We start from the raw sequence: 14,588 nt of genomic DNA, 5'->3' as shown, positions 1-14,588 counted from the left end.
AGCCGTTCATCCAACTTGGTGAACGCTTTGGCCAGCAGTGGCATTCGTTTTTCGGGCGCAAGCCGGGACCACGTCACGAAGTAGCCGTCGTCCCCTTCGTTGTGCCAATCACCAGTAACGGGTGGATAAACGACTTCCGCATCCCGATGATAGTACCGCTTGATGCGATCACGGATTAGTTCGCTGTTGGCGACGAACGTATCGACGTAATCGTTCGCCTCTTTATCAAGTGCTCGCCACCACTTCGCGTAGGTTTTCAGTGCGAACCGAATACCGAGGTAGTCGAACGATGCCATCCGGTCGCGATAGAGATCGTACAACCACCGAGGTGGACTGTGTGGATAGTGGATAATTTTCTGATCGACGGTCGGAACGTAGTGCTTCGATAGTGGAGCACTTTCCAGAATTACGTCGTACTCCGTGAGATCGGGATGCGCATCGGTCATGTCCATCGCTACCGAAAGTGTTTCAAAAGGATTCGATCCCTCGTTTTTCCACGCGAGCAGGTGGCCTGATAGCCCACGCGTGTATTTTTTCTGTTTGATAGGAATCACCCGAACATCGTCCGGAATTTCGGTACCGGGGTAGACATACATCGTGTAAATCGGCGCGCTGAGTGTGCGAGCTGCCTCGATGGCGAATTTCTCACCACCTCCGATTTGAGGAAATCGGTCGTGAAGAATAGCAATCGAGGGTAAATTGTCCGACATTCCTTACGGTTTTGCAGTCATCTTAAACTACATAAGTCTTCTCACTCAACGCTTGCCGCCGTTATGTTGGGGATTTTACCATACATTCCTCATTTCACTCGAACGCCTCCCGCAACTCCTCATCTATCTCCCACGTTCCATCCCCTTCGCCACGCAACAACTCCACGCTCGCCCGGAACAGCGACACTTGCGTGTCGAAGATGGCGTACACCGGCTGCAGTGGTCCGAGGCGGTCACTCCCGCCGAGCGTAACAAACAGACCCAATCCCGCCGGAACGACCAATCCGAACGGCCCGGCCGCGACCAACGCACCACCAGTCAGCAATCCGAGGCCGAGCGCGACCAACCACGGCGAGACGATCATGAACCACCAGTTGAACGGCAACACGACGCCGCCGTACTTCCCGTGTCGGCAGAGTGCGTCCCGATGTTGGACGAGCAGGCGAATCAATCCCATTCCACGCCTGTCCTTCTGGAGACGGCGCTTTCCGAAATCGGAGTGTGAGGCTTCGCTGTAGCGGATTTCGGGGTCGTAGATGACCCGCTTTCCGTTCCGGCGAATCTTCAACGCCAGCTCCGTATCATCAGCCAACGACTCGGGGTCGATTGGGACGATGGCGTCGTTTTCGAACGCGGAGAACGGACCGTGGAAGATAAGGGTGGAATCGAGGTGCGATTCGAGCGTCTGGATGTGCGCTTGCACGCCGCGATATCCTTCCTCGACTTCGCTTCCACCGAGTACGTCCGTGTTCTTCCCCGTCACTGCCGCGACGTCCGGGTCGGCGAGGTTTGCGGCGGCGACCCGGAGCACGTCGTTCGCGGTGAAGGAGTCGCAGTCGGTTTTGACCACCATCTCGTTCTCGGCGGCCGCATAGGCGTCGTTGAGCGCGGGAGCGAGTCCGCGCCGTTCCTTCTCTTCGATGAGGTTCAGCGAGGGATGTTCTCGGTCCGCGAAATATTCTCGGATCAGGTCCGGCGTCTCGTCGTCACTCGAATCCACGACGACGAGTTCGATGTTCTCCATCGGATAGTCGAGTTCGAGCAAGTCGTCCAGTTTCTTCTCGATGATGTCGGATTCGTTGTACGTCGGCAGAATGATACTAACTGTCGGTTCCGCATCCCGTTTTCGGGCCGGTGAGCCCTCCGGGCGAATCAGTCCGTACAGCGCGAGGAAACAGAAATACGGAATCGCGGCCACGGCGATGACGACGGCGGCAGCCTTGGCGAGCCGGTTCATAGCCGGTCGTTTGTCGCTTTGTTTTAAACATCTATGGATTGCCAGGCAGTCGTTCGACACTGACAGTTCGGGTACCTCTCCCAACACTGACAGACTCAAAAGGTTGGGCTTTTAGACCCCGGTACCCATTTCCCCGACAATGCCCGACAGAGAGGACGTGTGCGTGCTCATCCCCACGCTGAACGAGGCCGAGACGATTGGCGAAGTCATCGACGGCTTCCGCGAGCAGGGCTTCTCGAACGTCCTCGTAGTGGACGGTGACTCCGACGACGGGACGCGCGATGTGGCGACGGAGCACGGTGCGCGCGTCATCGAACAGAGCGGCGTCGGGAAGGGGCAAGCCGTCCGCGAGGGCTTGGAACACATCGAAGCGGAGTACGTGCTGATGCTGGACGGGGACGGAACGTACAAACCGTCGGACGCCGAGACGATGCTGGAGCCGCTCGACGACGGCTACGAACACGTCATCGGCAACCGGTTTGCGGGTATGAACGACGGGTCGATGCCGCGGCTGAACCACTTCGGCAATCGCGTTATCAACCGAGCGTTCTCGATCATCCATCGGTCGGATTTCAGGGACATCCTCAGCGGCTATCGGGCGTTCACGAGAAAATCCGCGGAGCGTTCATACCTCACCTCGGACGGCTTCGGCGTCGAAACCGAACTGGCGGTCGAATGCGTCAAACACAGCGTTCCGACGGCCGTCGTGCCGATTCAGTACGAAGAACGGCCGGACGACTCGGAGACGAACCTCCATCCACTTTGGGACGGGGGGGACATCATCATGACGCTCTACCAACTCGCGAAGACGAACAATCCGCTATTCTACTTCGGGAGCATGGGTATGTTGAGCGGTCTCATCGGGGTTATCTTGGGGGTTTACGTCGCCGTTGAGTGGGTGACGCGCCACATCTCCCACGAGGTTATCGCGGTCGTCGCTGGTATCTCCATCATCTTCGGCCTGCAGTTGCTCATGTTCGGCGTCCTCTCGGATCTGATCGTCACGCTTCACCGGGAACAGATGCGTCGAATCGACGAACGCCGCTGAGACGGGAGACGGGTTCACAACGCGCCGAAATTCTCACGCGATATCCCGACTGGTGTCGATTGCCACCGACTTCGTGAGTTCGAGTTTGATGGTTTCGGGAAGCGCCCGTCCGCCGCGGAACTTCGGCACGGCGAGTCGATTTTCGACGCGGTCGCCCGAAATTTCGGTGTTGAGTTGAAACACCACATCGACGGCGTGTTCCGTGATGTCCCGCTGGTCGGGAACCCGCCGCCCGTCGAGACAATGGAGGATTGCGAGGCTGTCCGTTCCGCGGAGGTGGGACTGCAGGTCGTGGAGGAAGTTCCGATACCGAGTCGGGTCCTCCCGCTCCAGTAGGTTCATCGGGTCGATGATGAGCGTCGAATCGCTCCGGAGCCGCTGGAACAGTCGTCGCGCGTGGTCCAGCGGTGCATCACCCGGTATGTATCTGACTTCCGGCGTCCGACGGCTGGATTCGCGTCGAAATCCGGCACTCACCGTCTCCTCGTCGCGGTCGGTCGTCAGGTACAACGTGGGACGGCTGGCAGTGAACTCGGTCAACAGGAGTTCTGCCTGACTGGCCGGAGGTGCACAGAGCGCGACGGTGCTCCCGGGTGGGATACCTCCGTCGAGTTTCCGGTCGAGCACCGGAATTCCGGTCGAAAGCCGCGATACCATAATTGTGACAACTTCAACAGCGTTCATAAGTGTTTGGTCAGGAGTGCCGACGCGAGACGGTCGTACGCCCGTCGAACCGATTCGTCCGAGAGGACGGCGACGCCGCCGTTGGGAATCGAGGCAAGAACGGGACCGTCGAGGAGGCGCTCGATTCCCGTTGGCGGGTGCTCCGTTCGGGTGAGGGCGACCCCGACGATAGTCGTCCCGAGCGCACGGGCCATCGCGGCGGTTTTGGCCGTGTCACGGAGGCAGGCCGGGTCGGTCGTCGTCACCAGCAGAACGTGGTCCGCGAGGCGAAGCGGCGTCGCCGCGTCCGGTCCCGCTCCCGCCGGACAGTCAACGAGAACGTGGTCGGCGGCGTCGGCGAGACGGGAGAGCGCGCTCGGGAGGTGAACGGAGTCGCCCATCGATTGTGGCGCGGGAACTACTTCGACGCCGGAGAGCGTCGGCGGTGGGTGGGTGGCGATTTCGACTGCCTCGCCGTTTTCGACGGCGGTGAGGTTCGGCGTCCCGTCCACGTTGGCGAGGTGATGGAGGTCGGGCATGTCCACGTCGGCGTCCGCGGCGAGGACAGAACGGCGCATCCGGCCGAGCGCACCCGCGAGTCCGAGCGTCGTCGTCGTCTTTCCACAGCCTCCTTTTCCACCGGCGATGGCGAGCATGCCGGATGTGGTTTCGTCATCCGATTTAAATTTCGGGGACGACCCGTGCCTTTCAAGACGCGTGACGACCCCTCTTCGAACGATGCGGCACGACCACCTCATCGACACGAAACAACTTTCGCGGCAGGACATCGAGGACGTCCTCGACCGCGCCGCCGAAATCGACGCCGACCCGGCGGCGTTCGGGGACCGACACGCGGGAAAACTCCTCGGGTTGCTGTTTTACGAACCGAGCACGCGCACGAAGATGAGCTTCGAGACGTCGATCAAACGTCTCGGCGGCGACATCGTGGACATGGGTTCCGTCGAATCGTCGAGCGTGAAGAAAGGAGAGAGCCTCGCCGACACGACTCGCGTCATCGAGGGCTACGCCGACGCGCTCGTGTTGCGCCACCCGAGCCAAGGCGCGGCAAAGATGGTGAGCGAGTTCGTCGATGTCCCCCTCCTCAACGCCGGGGACGGGGCGGGCCATCACCCGACACAGACGCTCCTCGACCTCTATACGATTCGGGAGAACGCGGGACTGGACGACCTCACCATCGGCATCATGGGCGACCTGAAGTACGGGCGAACGGTCCACTCGCTCGCCCACGCGTTGACCAACTTCGACACCCGCCAGCACTTCATCAGTCCCGGAAGCCTCAAACTCCCGCGAAGCGTTCGCTACGACCTCCACGAGGCGGGTGCGAACGTCCGCGAACACACCGACATCGAGGACGTGCTTCCGAACTTGGACGTGCTCTACGTCACGCGCATCCAGCGCGAGCGCTTCCCCGACGAGAACGAGTACCGCGCCGTCGCGGGCGACTACCGTATCGACCTCGAAACGCTCGAAGGCGCGCGGGATGATTTGACCATCATGCATCCGCTTCCCCGCGTCGACGAAATCGCGCCCGAGGTGGACGAGACGGACCACGCGAAGTACTTCGAACAGGCACACAACGGCATTCCAGTGCGTATGGCACTGCTCGACTCCATGCTGGAGGACCAATGAGCGACCACGAACTCCGCGTCAGCAAGATTCGAAACGGCACCGTTATCGACCACATTCGCGCCGGGCAGGCGCTCAACGTCCTCGCCATCCTCGGCATCGACGGAAACGACGGCGAGGAAGTGAGCGTCGGCATGAACGTACCCAGCGACCGGATGGGCCGAAAGGACATCGTGAAAGTCGAGGGAAAGGAGTTGAGTCAGAACGAGGTGGACGTCCTCTCGCTCATCGCCCCCGACGCGAGCATCAACATTATTCGGGAGTACGAAGTGGCAGAAAAGCATCGCTTGGAGCGCCCCGAGTACGTCGTCGGCATCCTCTCCTGTCCGAACAGCAACTGCATCTCGACGGAGGACGAACCCGTCGATTCGAAGTTCGAGGTGCTCTCCGATGGCGTCCGCTGTGAGTACTGCGAAACCATCATCCGCGACGATCTCGCCGCACATATCAGCGTGAAGTGAGAAACGACGGCCTAATCCGCCGAACTGGGAAAAACGGTCGAAGTGGTTTATGCCGTCGCTCGAATTCGTGGCGTGTATGGGAACTCGAATCGGCGCACACGCCGCTGTCGTCGTGTCGCTTTTCCTCGTCTTCTCGGGTGGGGTAGCCGTTGCTGGCAGCGGGGTGGCCGGGGCGGCCGCGGCAAATCCGTCGTTACAGCTCGGCCAGTACAAGGTGTCTACCAAGGACGTGACCGTCAGAACGTGGGCGCTCCGGAACACCACGGTGAACAACGCGACGGTGGACGAAGTTCACGTCGACACGCTGCAGACCGAAAACGGAACCAAGCGCGACGTCACCCTCCGCAACGTCTCCATCGCGACGGTCCACATCCGGAACGGCACGCTGAAAAACGTGAGCGCGGACCGAATCGTCATCAGAAACCGCTCGATTTGGGACGTGCCGGGCGGCGACCTGTTCGACCCAGGCGTGAGTAACCGCGTTATTAAGCGACACGTGCTCGCAAACGTCACCGTCGAGGGAGCGAACCTCGACACGCTGAACGTGACGAAACTGACCGTCGTCAACACCACGGTTCCGAGACGCTCCGCGAACCCGCCCGTGTCGCCGGACGTGACGAACCCCGATACGGAGCCGAAACCCGCCGTCGAAATTCAAAACGCGAGCATCGAGTCCGGAATCGTTCGACAGGCCGACGCCGGTGAGTGGTCGGCCGGAACCGTTCGGTCGCGGAACGCGACGAACTGATCAGAGGAACGACGTACTTTCGACCATTTTTCCCGCGGAGAACGCCGAACCGCCGAGTACGAACCGTGGAACGCGTACGCCATCATCGTCGGTATCCTGTCGAAACACCAGTCCCGGTATCTCTCCGAACACCGCTCGGAATTCGTCTTCGGCGTCGGGGTCGGAAACCGCGAGTTCGACGCGCTCGAACCGCGCGTCGTCCCACGACCCGAGGTCGGCCTCCACGTCGCTTCCGTCGGGATGCAGTTCGACGCGGAACCCCCACGGCGTCATGACGAACGTGCGTCTCCCGTCGCGGTCACGGACCGACCACCCCGCTTCGTCCCCCCGGTCACAAATCGCGTCGAAGTCGGAGGTACAGAGTCCGAGATGGTCGAAGTGCGGACGCCGTCCCGGCGCAATCGTGACGTTGAAGTAGCCGCGTTGGGCGTTCTGGAGGCGAAGGCGGAACCCGTCCGGAACCGGGTCGCTCGCGTCGAGTGCGTGAAATTCGCCATCGACCTGCCCGAAGCGCTGGTAGGGCGGCAGTCCGTGCGCGTCGAGTTCGGTTTCCGCGTGGCTCACGTCGGGCGTGTTGAAATGGAGATGAAAGAGTCGCGTCGGGGAGTGCATACCCGACACTGCTCGGCCACCTAAAAAGACGATTCGATTACTCTTCGACGTCTTCGGCTTCGTCGTCGCCTTCCTCTTCGAGTTCCTCGACGAGTTCGTCCTCGTCGATATCGACGTCTTCGAGGGCTTCTTCGAGGTCGGCACCGCCCATGCCACCCATGCCACCCATGCCGCCCATCATACCGGCACCGGCGCCGTCGATGGTCTCCTGCACGATAACGCGGTCGAGGTCGAGGCGGTCGATGACGTCCTGTGCGATCTGCTGCTTCTGGAACATCCACTGCTGGTTCATCGACAGCTGCGGCGTCGCCTCGATGTAGAGGGTTTCCTTCTCGACCGTCTCGGTCTCCGTTTCGCCGTCCTCGTTCTCGACTTCTTCCTCTTCCTCGTCCGTCTGCAGCCACATGTCGAGGTCGGCGTCGATGTACATCGAGAAGAGGCCCTTCGCCTTCTCCTCTGCGTCCTCCACTTCGTCGACGATTTCGTACTCGTATTCGAGGTCTTCACCCGCGAGCGGGTGGTTGAAGTCGACGCGTGCGCGGCCGCCGATGATGGTCTCGACGTAGCCCTGCTGGCCGTCGACGTTGACGTTTGCGCCGGGGTAGCGGTCCTCCTCGGAAATCTTGTCGGCGCTGACCGTGCGGACCTCCTCGTTGTCGTACTCGCCGAACGCGAGTTCGACGGTAGCGGTTCCCTCGTCGCCCGCTTCCTTGCCGAAGATTTCCTCTTCGACGTCTTCGAAGATGTGACCGGCACCGAGGACGATGGTCCGGGGACCGAAGTCGCGGCCCTCCGTCTCTACGTCTTCTTCCTCGGCGACCTCTTCGCTGGTCGTGTCGACGAGATCGCCGTCCTCGACGGTTCGTGCGGTGTAATCGAGGTTAATGAAGTCTCCTTCCTGCAGCCCCTCCTGTGTTTCTGCGGTCTCTTCCTCGGTCGCGTCTGCCTCTTGTTCGTCACTCATACCCCAAACGACACCCGTTCGGCCCTTAAGAATCACGTTTCGCCTTCGCGAGGGAATTCGGTCCAAGGGGGACGTTTACATCGTCCCCACGAGTACTCTCGCCCGATGGAAACGCCAGAGACGGTCGCGTTTCTCGCGGGGTCGCCGGAGCGGTTGCGCTTGCTCACCCATCTCCGCGAGTCACCCGGGTCTCCGCGCGACGTCGCTGATTCGCTCGACGTCTCTCACCGGAGCGCCCAACGGAACCTCTCGGAGTTCGCCGACCGCGGATGGGTGCGAAAACGCAACGGAAAGTACGCCCTCACCCCGAGCGGCGAACTCGTCACGCGAACGCACGCGAACTACGTCGAGACGCTGGGGACCATCGAGCGGTTCGACGCGTTCTTCCGCCATCTCCCAGACGCGACCCACCTTCCCGACCCCGCGTGGTTGCACGACGCCACCCTCGTCGTCGCGTCGGCGGACCAGCCACAGGCCCCGGTGAGCCACTACGTGAGCCGACTCCGCTCGCGGAAGACCGACTCGATTCGGATGCTCGCGCCCGTCCTGAGCCGCCTGTATCACGACGTTCACGCGGAACTCGTGTTCGAGGGCGTCGAGACGGAACTCGTCATGCCAGCCGACACGCTCGAAACCGCACGGTCGCTCAACCCGCTCGAATTCAGGCTCGTTCGCCGCGCCATCGACATCTACCGACACGATGGTCCCGTCGAGTTCGGGGTGACGCTCGGCGACGGATGGGCGCTCGCGGGGGCCTACGACGACGACGGACAGCTTCGGGCGCTCGTAGAGTGTGCCCATCCCGCCTTCTTCGAGTGGGCCGAGGAACTGTACCAACGGTATCGAAAGGAGTCCCGACCCGTCGGGTGACGGCACGCCGTTCCGAAGGTGATAAACCACGCGGAACCATTCGCCGGAGTATGGACGTTGCGTTGGGTGGGACGTTTGATCCGGTTCACGACGGACACCGGGCGTTGTTCGAGCGAGCGTTCGAGTTGGGCGACGTCACCGTCGGATTGACGAGCGATGACCTCGCCCCGGCGACTCGAAACGTGGATAGATACGTCCGCCCGTTCGAGGAGCGAAAGCGCGCCCTCGAATCCGAGCTCCGCGATTTCGCGGACGACTACGACCGCGAGTTCGACGTACGGAAACTCACCGAACCGACCGGCATCGCCACGGAGGAGCAGTTCGACGTGCTCATCGTCTCCCCCGAGACGAAACACGGCGGCGAGCGAATCAACGAACTCCGTGCGGAACGCGGCTTCGACCCCCTCGAAATCGTCGTCGTCCCGCACGTTACGGCCGAGGACGGCGACATCATCTCCAGCACGCGCATCGTCGCCGGGGAAATCGACGAACACGGACACCTGACCCCCGACAGCGACGGGCGCAACTGAGGTTCTTTCTCTCCCCTATCGGCTACCACGACGGCGGTTGAAGCCCCGCCTCTTCGAGGACCGTCTTCCAGCGCTGTTGAATCGTCAATCGAGAGACGCCGATGGCGTCCGCGACCGCCTGCTGTGAGCGCTGGTCGCTCTCGATGAGCGACCCCGCGTACAGACTGGCCGCGGCGACCGCGCGTTTCGAGCGGTCTTCGGGGTCCTCGGCGTCGGAGACCGTCGAGAGAAAGAGATCCGCTGCCCGCGACCGAGCGGCGGTTTCGAGGTCGAGACGGTCGGCGGCCTGTTGGAGTTCGGCGAGCCACGATTCGTTTTCCACTTGGTCACGAGCCCGATACACGAGGAAAATTAGCGCGTCATCCGTTATAAACGCTCGTCCGAGGAGAACGACAGTTTCTTATCTCGCACCTGAAAAGCCCCTACTGCGTGCGGGTAGCCAAGCTAGGCCAACGGCGCAGCGCTTAGGACGCTGTCCTGTAGAGGTCCGCCGGTTCGAATCCGGTCCCGCACATTTTCATCACGAATAACCGGGGAGTACCGCGTAGCGTGTGCTCCCCGCAGCATGAGTGATGAAAATTGCCGAGCAGATTCGAAGTAGACCGAACGCAGTCCGCACAGCGAACGGACGTGAGCGAGCAGTAACCGTTCGGGCGTGGTTCGAATCCGGTCCCGCACAGTTCCACCGTGAACACCGCAGAGCATGCTCTCGGGACGAAAATCACATCCCGCCGATCCACGGGACGACAAAAAATCGAGAGAGGCGTCTGCGTGGTTAGTGGGCCGAGAAGCCGTCGATCATACCGCCGCAGTCGGGACACGACACGTACTCGGTACCGGTGCTCTTGTGGCCGGTCGGGTTGCCGTTGCGGGTCGTCCGTGAGTTACCGCCATGACGAAGGTCAGAATTACAGTATGGACACTCTTGCATGATACTCATCCACGCGTTGCGTGGTAACGATTGTCACAACAGTGGGGACTGTGATAAACTTTGTGTCGGCTTAATCGGTAGCGAGACCCCGTAATCAGGGTTACGACAGCGCTTTTCGGGCGTTCTCGACCGCGGCGTCCTTCTTTGCGGGGTAGGCTTCGACTTTCGCGCGGAGGGTGATTCCGTCGCCGAGTTCGATTTCGTCGCGGTAGGCGGCTTGCTTGTCGAGCGAGACGAAAAACGAACAGTTGTCGTCCACGCGCTGGTCGAGTTCGTCGCGCAGCCCATCGATGTCGTCGAGTTCGCGGAGTCTGCCGAGGATGTGACGCATCTCGTCCGCGTTCTCCACCCGCGCCGAGAGGATGAGGATGCGGTCGCCGAGGTGTCCCTCGCTTTTCATTCGCTCTATTTCGGCGTCTTCGGGGAGGTACGCGCGGAGGGCGTCCTCGACGCGCTGGTCGTCTTCGGTCGCATAGCAGAATGCCCGCAGGTCGATGTAGTGAAACGGAACGCTAGCCATGTTGGTCAGTACGAATCGAAGAAAGAAAAGTTACTCCTCGTCCTCGACGGCTTCGAGGGAATCCTCGGGATGCCCGTCTCCTGGCCGTCCTCGAAGCTGATGGTGTAGGTGGCGTCGCCGAACATGTTCTCCATGACTTGCGTGACCGTGCCTTCTTCGCCGTCGTACTCGCTGTGCTGGTCGTGCAGAATCACCGCGTCGTCTTCTTCGAAGCTCATACCGCCGGATAACCCATCCGGTCGTAAAAACCGACCGATTCGCGAGTGTCGCCGTCCGAAGGCTTATTTCGCCCGCCAGAATATCGTGGCATATGATTGGACTCCTCGCGCACTCGGATTCTCGCTCGTTCTCAGGGGCTGCCCGCGGTCAGTTATACGATGACGCTCGATGAGCTGTGGTTTCTCGCGACCGAGGCCGAACAACGGGCGGAACAGGCCTATCACCGGCTGACGGAACGACACACGGAGTTTCTGGAGTTCACGCGAAACTACGAGGTGTCCCGGGGTCGGTTTCGAACGCTCGCCAACCGCGTGTCCGAAAGCGGTGCACCGTACGGTGCACACACCATCGTCTACCGCCCGTCCCGCGAACTCCTCCTCGTCTGGCACGCCGGGGTCGATATGTGGGTACTCCCCGGCGGCGGCATCCAAGCGGACGAGACCTACCGCGAGGCCGCGGAGCGTGAGCTCGGCGAGGAAGCGGGTGTCGAAGCCGATTACGAGGGATTGGCGATTGCGACCCGGACGGCGATTCGGTGCGGCGACTACTCGACGTGGGGCGTCCTCCCGGTGTTTCAGGCCTGTGCGGAAACGACGGCGCCGACACTGTGTGACCCCGACGGCGAGATAACGGACGCGAAGTGGTTCGCCGAACTCCCGGAGAACACCCGCGACCGCGAGCAACTGGTGAAGTGGAGAGAAGAGAAATTCAGTTCCCGTGCGTAACGCCGTCGCGGGAGTCGGCGTCCATCCGCCGAACCGCGGCGCGGGCGTTCCCTGACTCGTAGCCGAAGAACACGTCGTTACCGTAGGCGTCGGCGACCTCCGTGGCGTGAATGAGGTCGTCGATGTCGATATCCACCGCGTAGAGTTCGATGCTGAACGGCGCGTCGAGGGCGTCTTCGAACCCGCTGGCGATAACTTCGAGCCAGTAGGTGGTCGAATAGGCCATGTCGTACAGCGGAACGACGAACTCGTCCACGTGTTCGGAGAGCGCGTCCAAATCGAGTCCGGCCCGCTCGTAGAGGTGGCCGGGGTAGGGGTCGGGATACAGGGTCAGATACGTCTTGCCGGGGATTCTGTCGCTCGCCTCCGCGACGAACTCCGTGATGACGCTCGCGCGCCACGCCTTCCAGTCGTCGTAGTCACTCGCCGCGAACTCCGATTCGCACTGCTCGCAGTGGCAGTATTCGGCCCGCGGGAAGCCCACATCGTCCAATCGAACGTCGGGGTACGCCTCGGCGGCGTCGGAGACCATCTCCAACAGCCCGTCTCGGTACGCCTCGCGGGTCGGGCAGATGTACCCCCAGTCGAAGTAGGGTTGCTCGCGCGTGGCGAGTTCGCCCTCGTCGCTCACGGGAACCAGCGACGGATCGTTTTCGGCGGCGGTGCTGTCGCCGAAGCACGAAATCATGTTCACGCCCGCCTCGACCGGTTCGGTTGCACGTCCCGTCACGTCCTTCATCTCGTAGAACCCACGCTCGAACTCGGGCCAGTCGAGTTCCTCGGGGTTTCGCGTCACCACGCCGTACATGGTTCGCCGTTCGGGTTCACGCCGGTAAGACGTTTCGAACGCGGCGTTCGACCCTCCGTTGGCTTCCCCCTCTTCAACCCCTTTCGAGTTCGCACCACAGACCTACCCCGGAGGAGACCCGATACTCTAGTCCATGATTCGAACACTACTCGGCATCACGCGAGCCTGTTTGGGCGTCCTCCCGTCCGCGGCCCCCAGCGAGGACCGACCGCTGAAGGCGTTGCAGGGGTCCGGGAGTTCCTCGTTCGACAAGCTGAACATCCTGTCCCTGCTCGCGCAAGCGGGCTACGCCTTCCAGAAAGGTAACGCGAAGCGCGGTGCACTCCTGCTCGGTGCGGCGACGATCGCCCCGAAGAGTAAGGAGGCGTCGTACCTCGTGCAGGGTGTCGTCACGCTCGACTCCATCCGTAAGCGACTGTCCTAAACGGCGGCCGCTGTAAACGGGGAGCGGCCGGGATGCGAAAAGTAAAGGATTGACTACCCACATTCTCCCGTATGGACTTCAGTCTCTCCGCAGAGCAGAAACAGATCCGGGATATGGTCGCGGAGTTCGTTGACGAGGAGATCAAACCTCGCGCGTCGGAAATCGACGAAACCGACGAGTTCCCCAGCGACCTCGTCTCGGAGATGGCAGACCTCGGCCTGATGGGCATGCCCTTCCCCGAAGAGTACGGCGGGGCGGGACTCGATTACCACTCCTACGCCATCGGTCTCGAAGAGATTTCGCGGGGGAGCGGCGGCCTCGGCACCATCGTCGCGGCCCACACCAGCCTCGCGGGTAACATGCTCTACGAGTTCGGGAACGAAGAGCAGAAACAGGAGTACCTCACGCCGCTCAACCAAGGCACCGACATTGGCGCGTTCGCGCTCTCGGAACCCGGCGCGGGAAGCGACGTCCCGGCGATGGACACCACGGCGGAGAAGGAGGGCGACGAGTACGTCCTCAACGGCGGCAAGCTCTGGATTTCGAACGGCTCCGTCGCCGACACCGTGACCGTCTTCGCCAAGACGGACCCCGATGCCGGTAACAAGGGCATCTCGTCGTTCGTCGTCCGCCCCGAGGAGGACGACGGTTTCCACGTCGAGGGAACCGAACACAAACTCGGCGACAAGGGCTGTCCGACGGCGGAACTCCGATTCAGCGACCTTCGAATCCCCGAGGACCGCCTGCTCGGTGAGGAGGGCGACGGATTCGTCCACGCGCTGAAGACGCTCAACGGCGGGCGTATCACCATCGCCGCGCGGAGCATCGGCCTCGCCCGCGCCGCGCGGGACGACGCGCTCGAATACGCCCAACAGCGCGAGCAGTTCGACCGGCCCATCAGCGACTTCCAGACCATCCAGCACAAACTGGCCGACATGGACACGAAGGTACAGGCCGCCAAACTGCTCATGCACCGCGCCGCCGACCGCAAGATTCGGGGTGAGGACTTCATCAAGCACGCCGCACAGGCCAAACTGTTCGCCAGCGAAATCTCGCGCGAAGTCGCCAACGAAGGGATTCAGATCCACGGCGGCTACGGCTACACGACGGATTTCGACGTGGAGCGCTACTACCGCGACGCCAAACTGAACGAGATATACGAGGGAACGAGCGAAGTCCTCCGGAACACCATCGCGGCGCAGATGATGGACTGACCCGAAAAGAGCTGAAAACGAAACGTGCGGTCGGTTCTTACTCTTTCGACACGTCTCCTTTCTTCTTACTCCTTCTCGCCGACGGGTTCGACCTGCTTTCCCGTTTCCTTGGGAATGACGCGCTGTTGGGCGTCCTCCCATTCCCGGTCGAGTTCGCGGCCGTCGAACAACCGGTCGAGGAAGACGGCGAGTCCGGCGACTTCGGAATGCGGTTGGTTGGTCACGCCGACGTTCCAGTCGGCGGCTTCGTACACGTC

General features: G+C 61.7%; 18 protein-coding genes, 1 tRNA gene and 3 pseudogenes. 10 read left to right on the top strand and 12 right to left on the bottom strand.

Annotated features, from left to right (window positions below; translation table 11 throughout):
• Nucleotides 1–710, bottom strand: a pseudogene (locus tag BG842_RS13675) (glycosyltransferase); the annotation flags it as partial.
• A gap of 94 nt (nucleotides 711–804) precedes the next feature.
• Complete coding sequence (locus BG842_RS13670) at nucleotides 805–1,947, bottom strand: glycosyltransferase (RefSeq protein WP_069451159.1); 1,143 nt, start codon at nucleotides 1,945–1,947, stop codon at nucleotides 805–807.
• Between the two features lie 139 nt (nucleotides 1,948–2,086).
• Between BG842_RS13670 and aglJ the strand changes: the two genes are divergently transcribed.
• Nucleotides 2,087–2,995, top strand: a complete 909-nt coding sequence (gene aglJ, locus BG842_RS13665) for an S-layer glycoprotein N-glycosyltransferase AglJ (RefSeq protein WP_069451158.1) — start codon at nucleotides 2,087–2,089, stop codon at nucleotides 2,993–2,995.
• A 33-nt stretch (nucleotides 2,996–3,028) separates the two neighbouring features.
• On the opposite strand, the gene BG842_RS13660 is transcribed toward aglJ, so the two are convergent.
• Together BG842_RS13660 and BG842_RS13655 are read right to left on the bottom strand one after the other, a co-directional pair.
• The gene (locus BG842_RS13660; RefSeq protein ID WP_069451157.1) at nucleotides 3,029–3,652 is read right to left on the bottom strand and encodes an RAD55 family ATPase; all 624 of its coding nucleotides are present in this window, start codon (nucleotides 3,650–3,652) and stop codon (nucleotides 3,029–3,031) included.
• A 23-nt stretch (nucleotides 3,653–3,675) separates the two neighbouring features.
• Nucleotides 3,676–4,314, bottom strand: a complete 639-nt coding sequence (locus tag BG842_RS13655) for a P-loop NTPase (protein ID WP_069451156.1) — start codon at nucleotides 4,312–4,314, stop codon at nucleotides 3,676–3,678.
• 82 nt (nucleotides 4,315–4,396) lie between these two features.
• On the opposite strand from BG842_RS13655, the gene pyrB reads away from it, so the two are divergent.
• The 3 genes from pyrB to BG842_RS13640 all read left to right on the top strand — a co-directional run bounded on the left by pyrB (nucleotide 4,397) and on the right by BG842_RS13640 (nucleotide 6,514).
• A complete protein-coding gene (gene pyrB, locus BG842_RS13650; protein ID WP_007982880.1) occupies nucleotides 4,397–5,308 on the top strand; it encodes an aspartate carbamoyltransferase in 912 nt (303 codons plus the stop codon).
• Nucleotides 5,305–5,766, top strand: coding sequence for an aspartate carbamoyltransferase regulatory subunit (gene pyrI / locus BG842_RS13645; RefSeq protein ID WP_069451155.1), 462 nt, complete (start codon nucleotides 5,305–5,307; stop codon nucleotides 5,764–5,766). The genes pyrB and pyrI overlap by 4 nt, the downstream gene beginning before the upstream one ends.
• Before the next feature lie 76 nt (nucleotides 5,767–5,842).
• The gene (locus BG842_RS13640; RefSeq protein WP_254663151.1) at nucleotides 5,843–6,514 is read left to right on the top strand and encodes a hypothetical protein; all 672 of its coding nucleotides are present in this window, start codon (nucleotides 5,843–5,845) and stop codon (nucleotides 6,512–6,514) included.
• Here BG842_RS13640 and BG842_RS13635 read toward each other — a convergent pair whose 3' ends face one another.
• Together BG842_RS13635 and BG842_RS13630 are read right to left on the bottom strand one after the other, a co-directional pair.
• Entirely contained in the window at nucleotides 6,515–7,126 is a 612-nt protein-coding gene (locus BG842_RS13635) for a VOC family protein (protein WP_069451153.1), read from the bottom strand.
• A 37-nt stretch (nucleotides 7,127–7,163) separates the two neighbouring features.
• Nucleotides 7,164–8,090 carry a peptidylprolyl isomerase gene (locus BG842_RS13630; RefSeq protein ID WP_007982871.1) on the bottom strand — a complete coding sequence of 309 codons (927 nt, stop codon included), beginning with the start codon at nucleotides 8,088–8,090 and terminating at the stop codon, nucleotides 7,164–7,166.
• A gap of 105 nt (nucleotides 8,091–8,195) precedes the next feature.
• On the opposite strand from BG842_RS13630, the gene BG842_RS13625 reads away from it, so the two are divergent.
• Together BG842_RS13625 and BG842_RS13620 are read left to right on the top strand one after the other, a co-directional pair.
• Nucleotides 8,196–8,960 (top strand): winged helix-turn-helix domain-containing protein, encoded by a 765-nt coding sequence (locus tag BG842_RS13625; RefSeq protein ID WP_069451152.1) that lies wholly within the window; start codon nucleotides 8,196–8,198, stop codon nucleotides 8,958–8,960.
• Between the two features lie 50 nt (nucleotides 8,961–9,010).
• Nucleotides 9,011–9,490: a phosphopantetheine adenylyltransferase gene (locus tag BG842_RS13620; protein ID WP_069451151.1), complete on the top strand. Its 480-nt coding sequence runs from the start codon at nucleotides 9,011–9,013 to the stop codon at nucleotides 9,488–9,490.
• 22 nt (nucleotides 9,491–9,512) lie between these two features.
• Here the strand turns inward: BG842_RS13620 and BG842_RS13615 are convergent, their stop codons facing one another.
• Nucleotides 9,513–9,833, bottom strand: coding sequence for a cyclin (locus BG842_RS13615; protein ID WP_069451150.1), 321 nt, complete (start codon nucleotides 9,831–9,833; stop codon nucleotides 9,513–9,515).
• Nucleotides 9,834–9,919: 86 nt separating this feature from the next.
• Here BG842_RS13615 and BG842_RS13610 point away from each other — a divergent pair.
• Nucleotides 9,920–10,004, top strand: a tRNA-Leu gene (locus BG842_RS13610).
• Between the two features lie 261 nt (nucleotides 10,005–10,265).
• On the opposite strand, the gene BG842_RS29900 is transcribed toward BG842_RS13610, so the two are convergent.
• The 3 genes and pseudogenes from BG842_RS29900 to BG842_RS13600 form a co-directional block, all read right to left on the bottom strand.
• Entirely contained in the window at nucleotides 10,266–10,421 is a 156-nt protein-coding gene (locus BG842_RS29900; RefSeq protein WP_154652468.1) for a hypothetical protein, read from the bottom strand.
• Between the two features lie 100 nt (nucleotides 10,422–10,521).
• Entirely contained in the window at nucleotides 10,522–10,941 is a 420-nt protein-coding gene (locus BG842_RS13605; protein ID WP_069451149.1) for an RNA-binding protein, read from the bottom strand.
• 30 nt (nucleotides 10,942–10,971) lie between these two features.
• Nucleotides 10,972–11,159: pseudogene (locus BG842_RS13600) on the bottom strand (DUF1918 domain-containing protein).
• A 159-nt stretch (nucleotides 11,160–11,318) separates the two neighbouring features.
• On the opposite strand from BG842_RS13600, the gene BG842_RS13595 reads away from it, so the two are divergent.
• Complete coding sequence (locus BG842_RS13595) at nucleotides 11,319–11,885, top strand: NUDIX hydrolase (RefSeq protein WP_069451147.1); 567 nt, start codon at nucleotides 11,319–11,321, stop codon at nucleotides 11,883–11,885.
• Here BG842_RS13595 and BG842_RS13590 read toward each other — a convergent pair.
• Complete coding sequence (locus BG842_RS13590; RefSeq protein ID WP_007982858.1) at nucleotides 11,869–12,693, bottom strand: hypothetical protein; 825 nt, start codon at nucleotides 12,691–12,693, stop codon at nucleotides 11,869–11,871. The genes BG842_RS13595 and BG842_RS13590 overlap by 17 nt on opposite strands.
• A gap of 133 nt (nucleotides 12,694–12,826) precedes the next feature.
• Here BG842_RS13590 and BG842_RS13585 point away from each other — a divergent pair, with 133 nt between their 5' ends.
• Together BG842_RS13585 and BG842_RS13580 are read left to right on the top strand one after the other, a co-directional pair.
• Entirely contained in the window at nucleotides 12,827–13,117 is a 291-nt protein-coding gene (locus BG842_RS13585) for a hypothetical protein (RefSeq protein WP_069451146.1), read from the top strand.
• Nucleotides 13,118–13,188: 71 nt separating this feature from the next.
• Nucleotides 13,189–14,331 carry an acyl-CoA dehydrogenase gene (locus BG842_RS13580; RefSeq protein WP_069451145.1) on the top strand — a complete coding sequence of 381 codons (1,143 nt, stop codon included), beginning with the start codon at nucleotides 13,189–13,191 and terminating at the stop codon, nucleotides 14,329–14,331.
• Between the two features lie 65 nt (nucleotides 14,332–14,396).
• Here the strand turns inward: BG842_RS13580 and BG842_RS13575 are convergent.
• Nucleotides 14,397–14,588 (bottom strand): annotated as a pseudogene (locus tag BG842_RS13575) (tRNA (cytidine(56)-2'-O)-methyltransferase); the annotation flags it as partial.

The organism is Haladaptatus sp. W1, assembly GCF_001723155.1.
In the GTDB taxonomy this organism is placed as follows: domain Archaea; phylum Halobacteriota; class Halobacteria; order Halobacteriales; family Haladaptataceae; genus Haladaptatus; species Haladaptatus paucihalophilus.
Note: the sequence above shows the minus strand (reverse complement) of the source record. Positions and strands in the feature narration are given on the sequence as shown.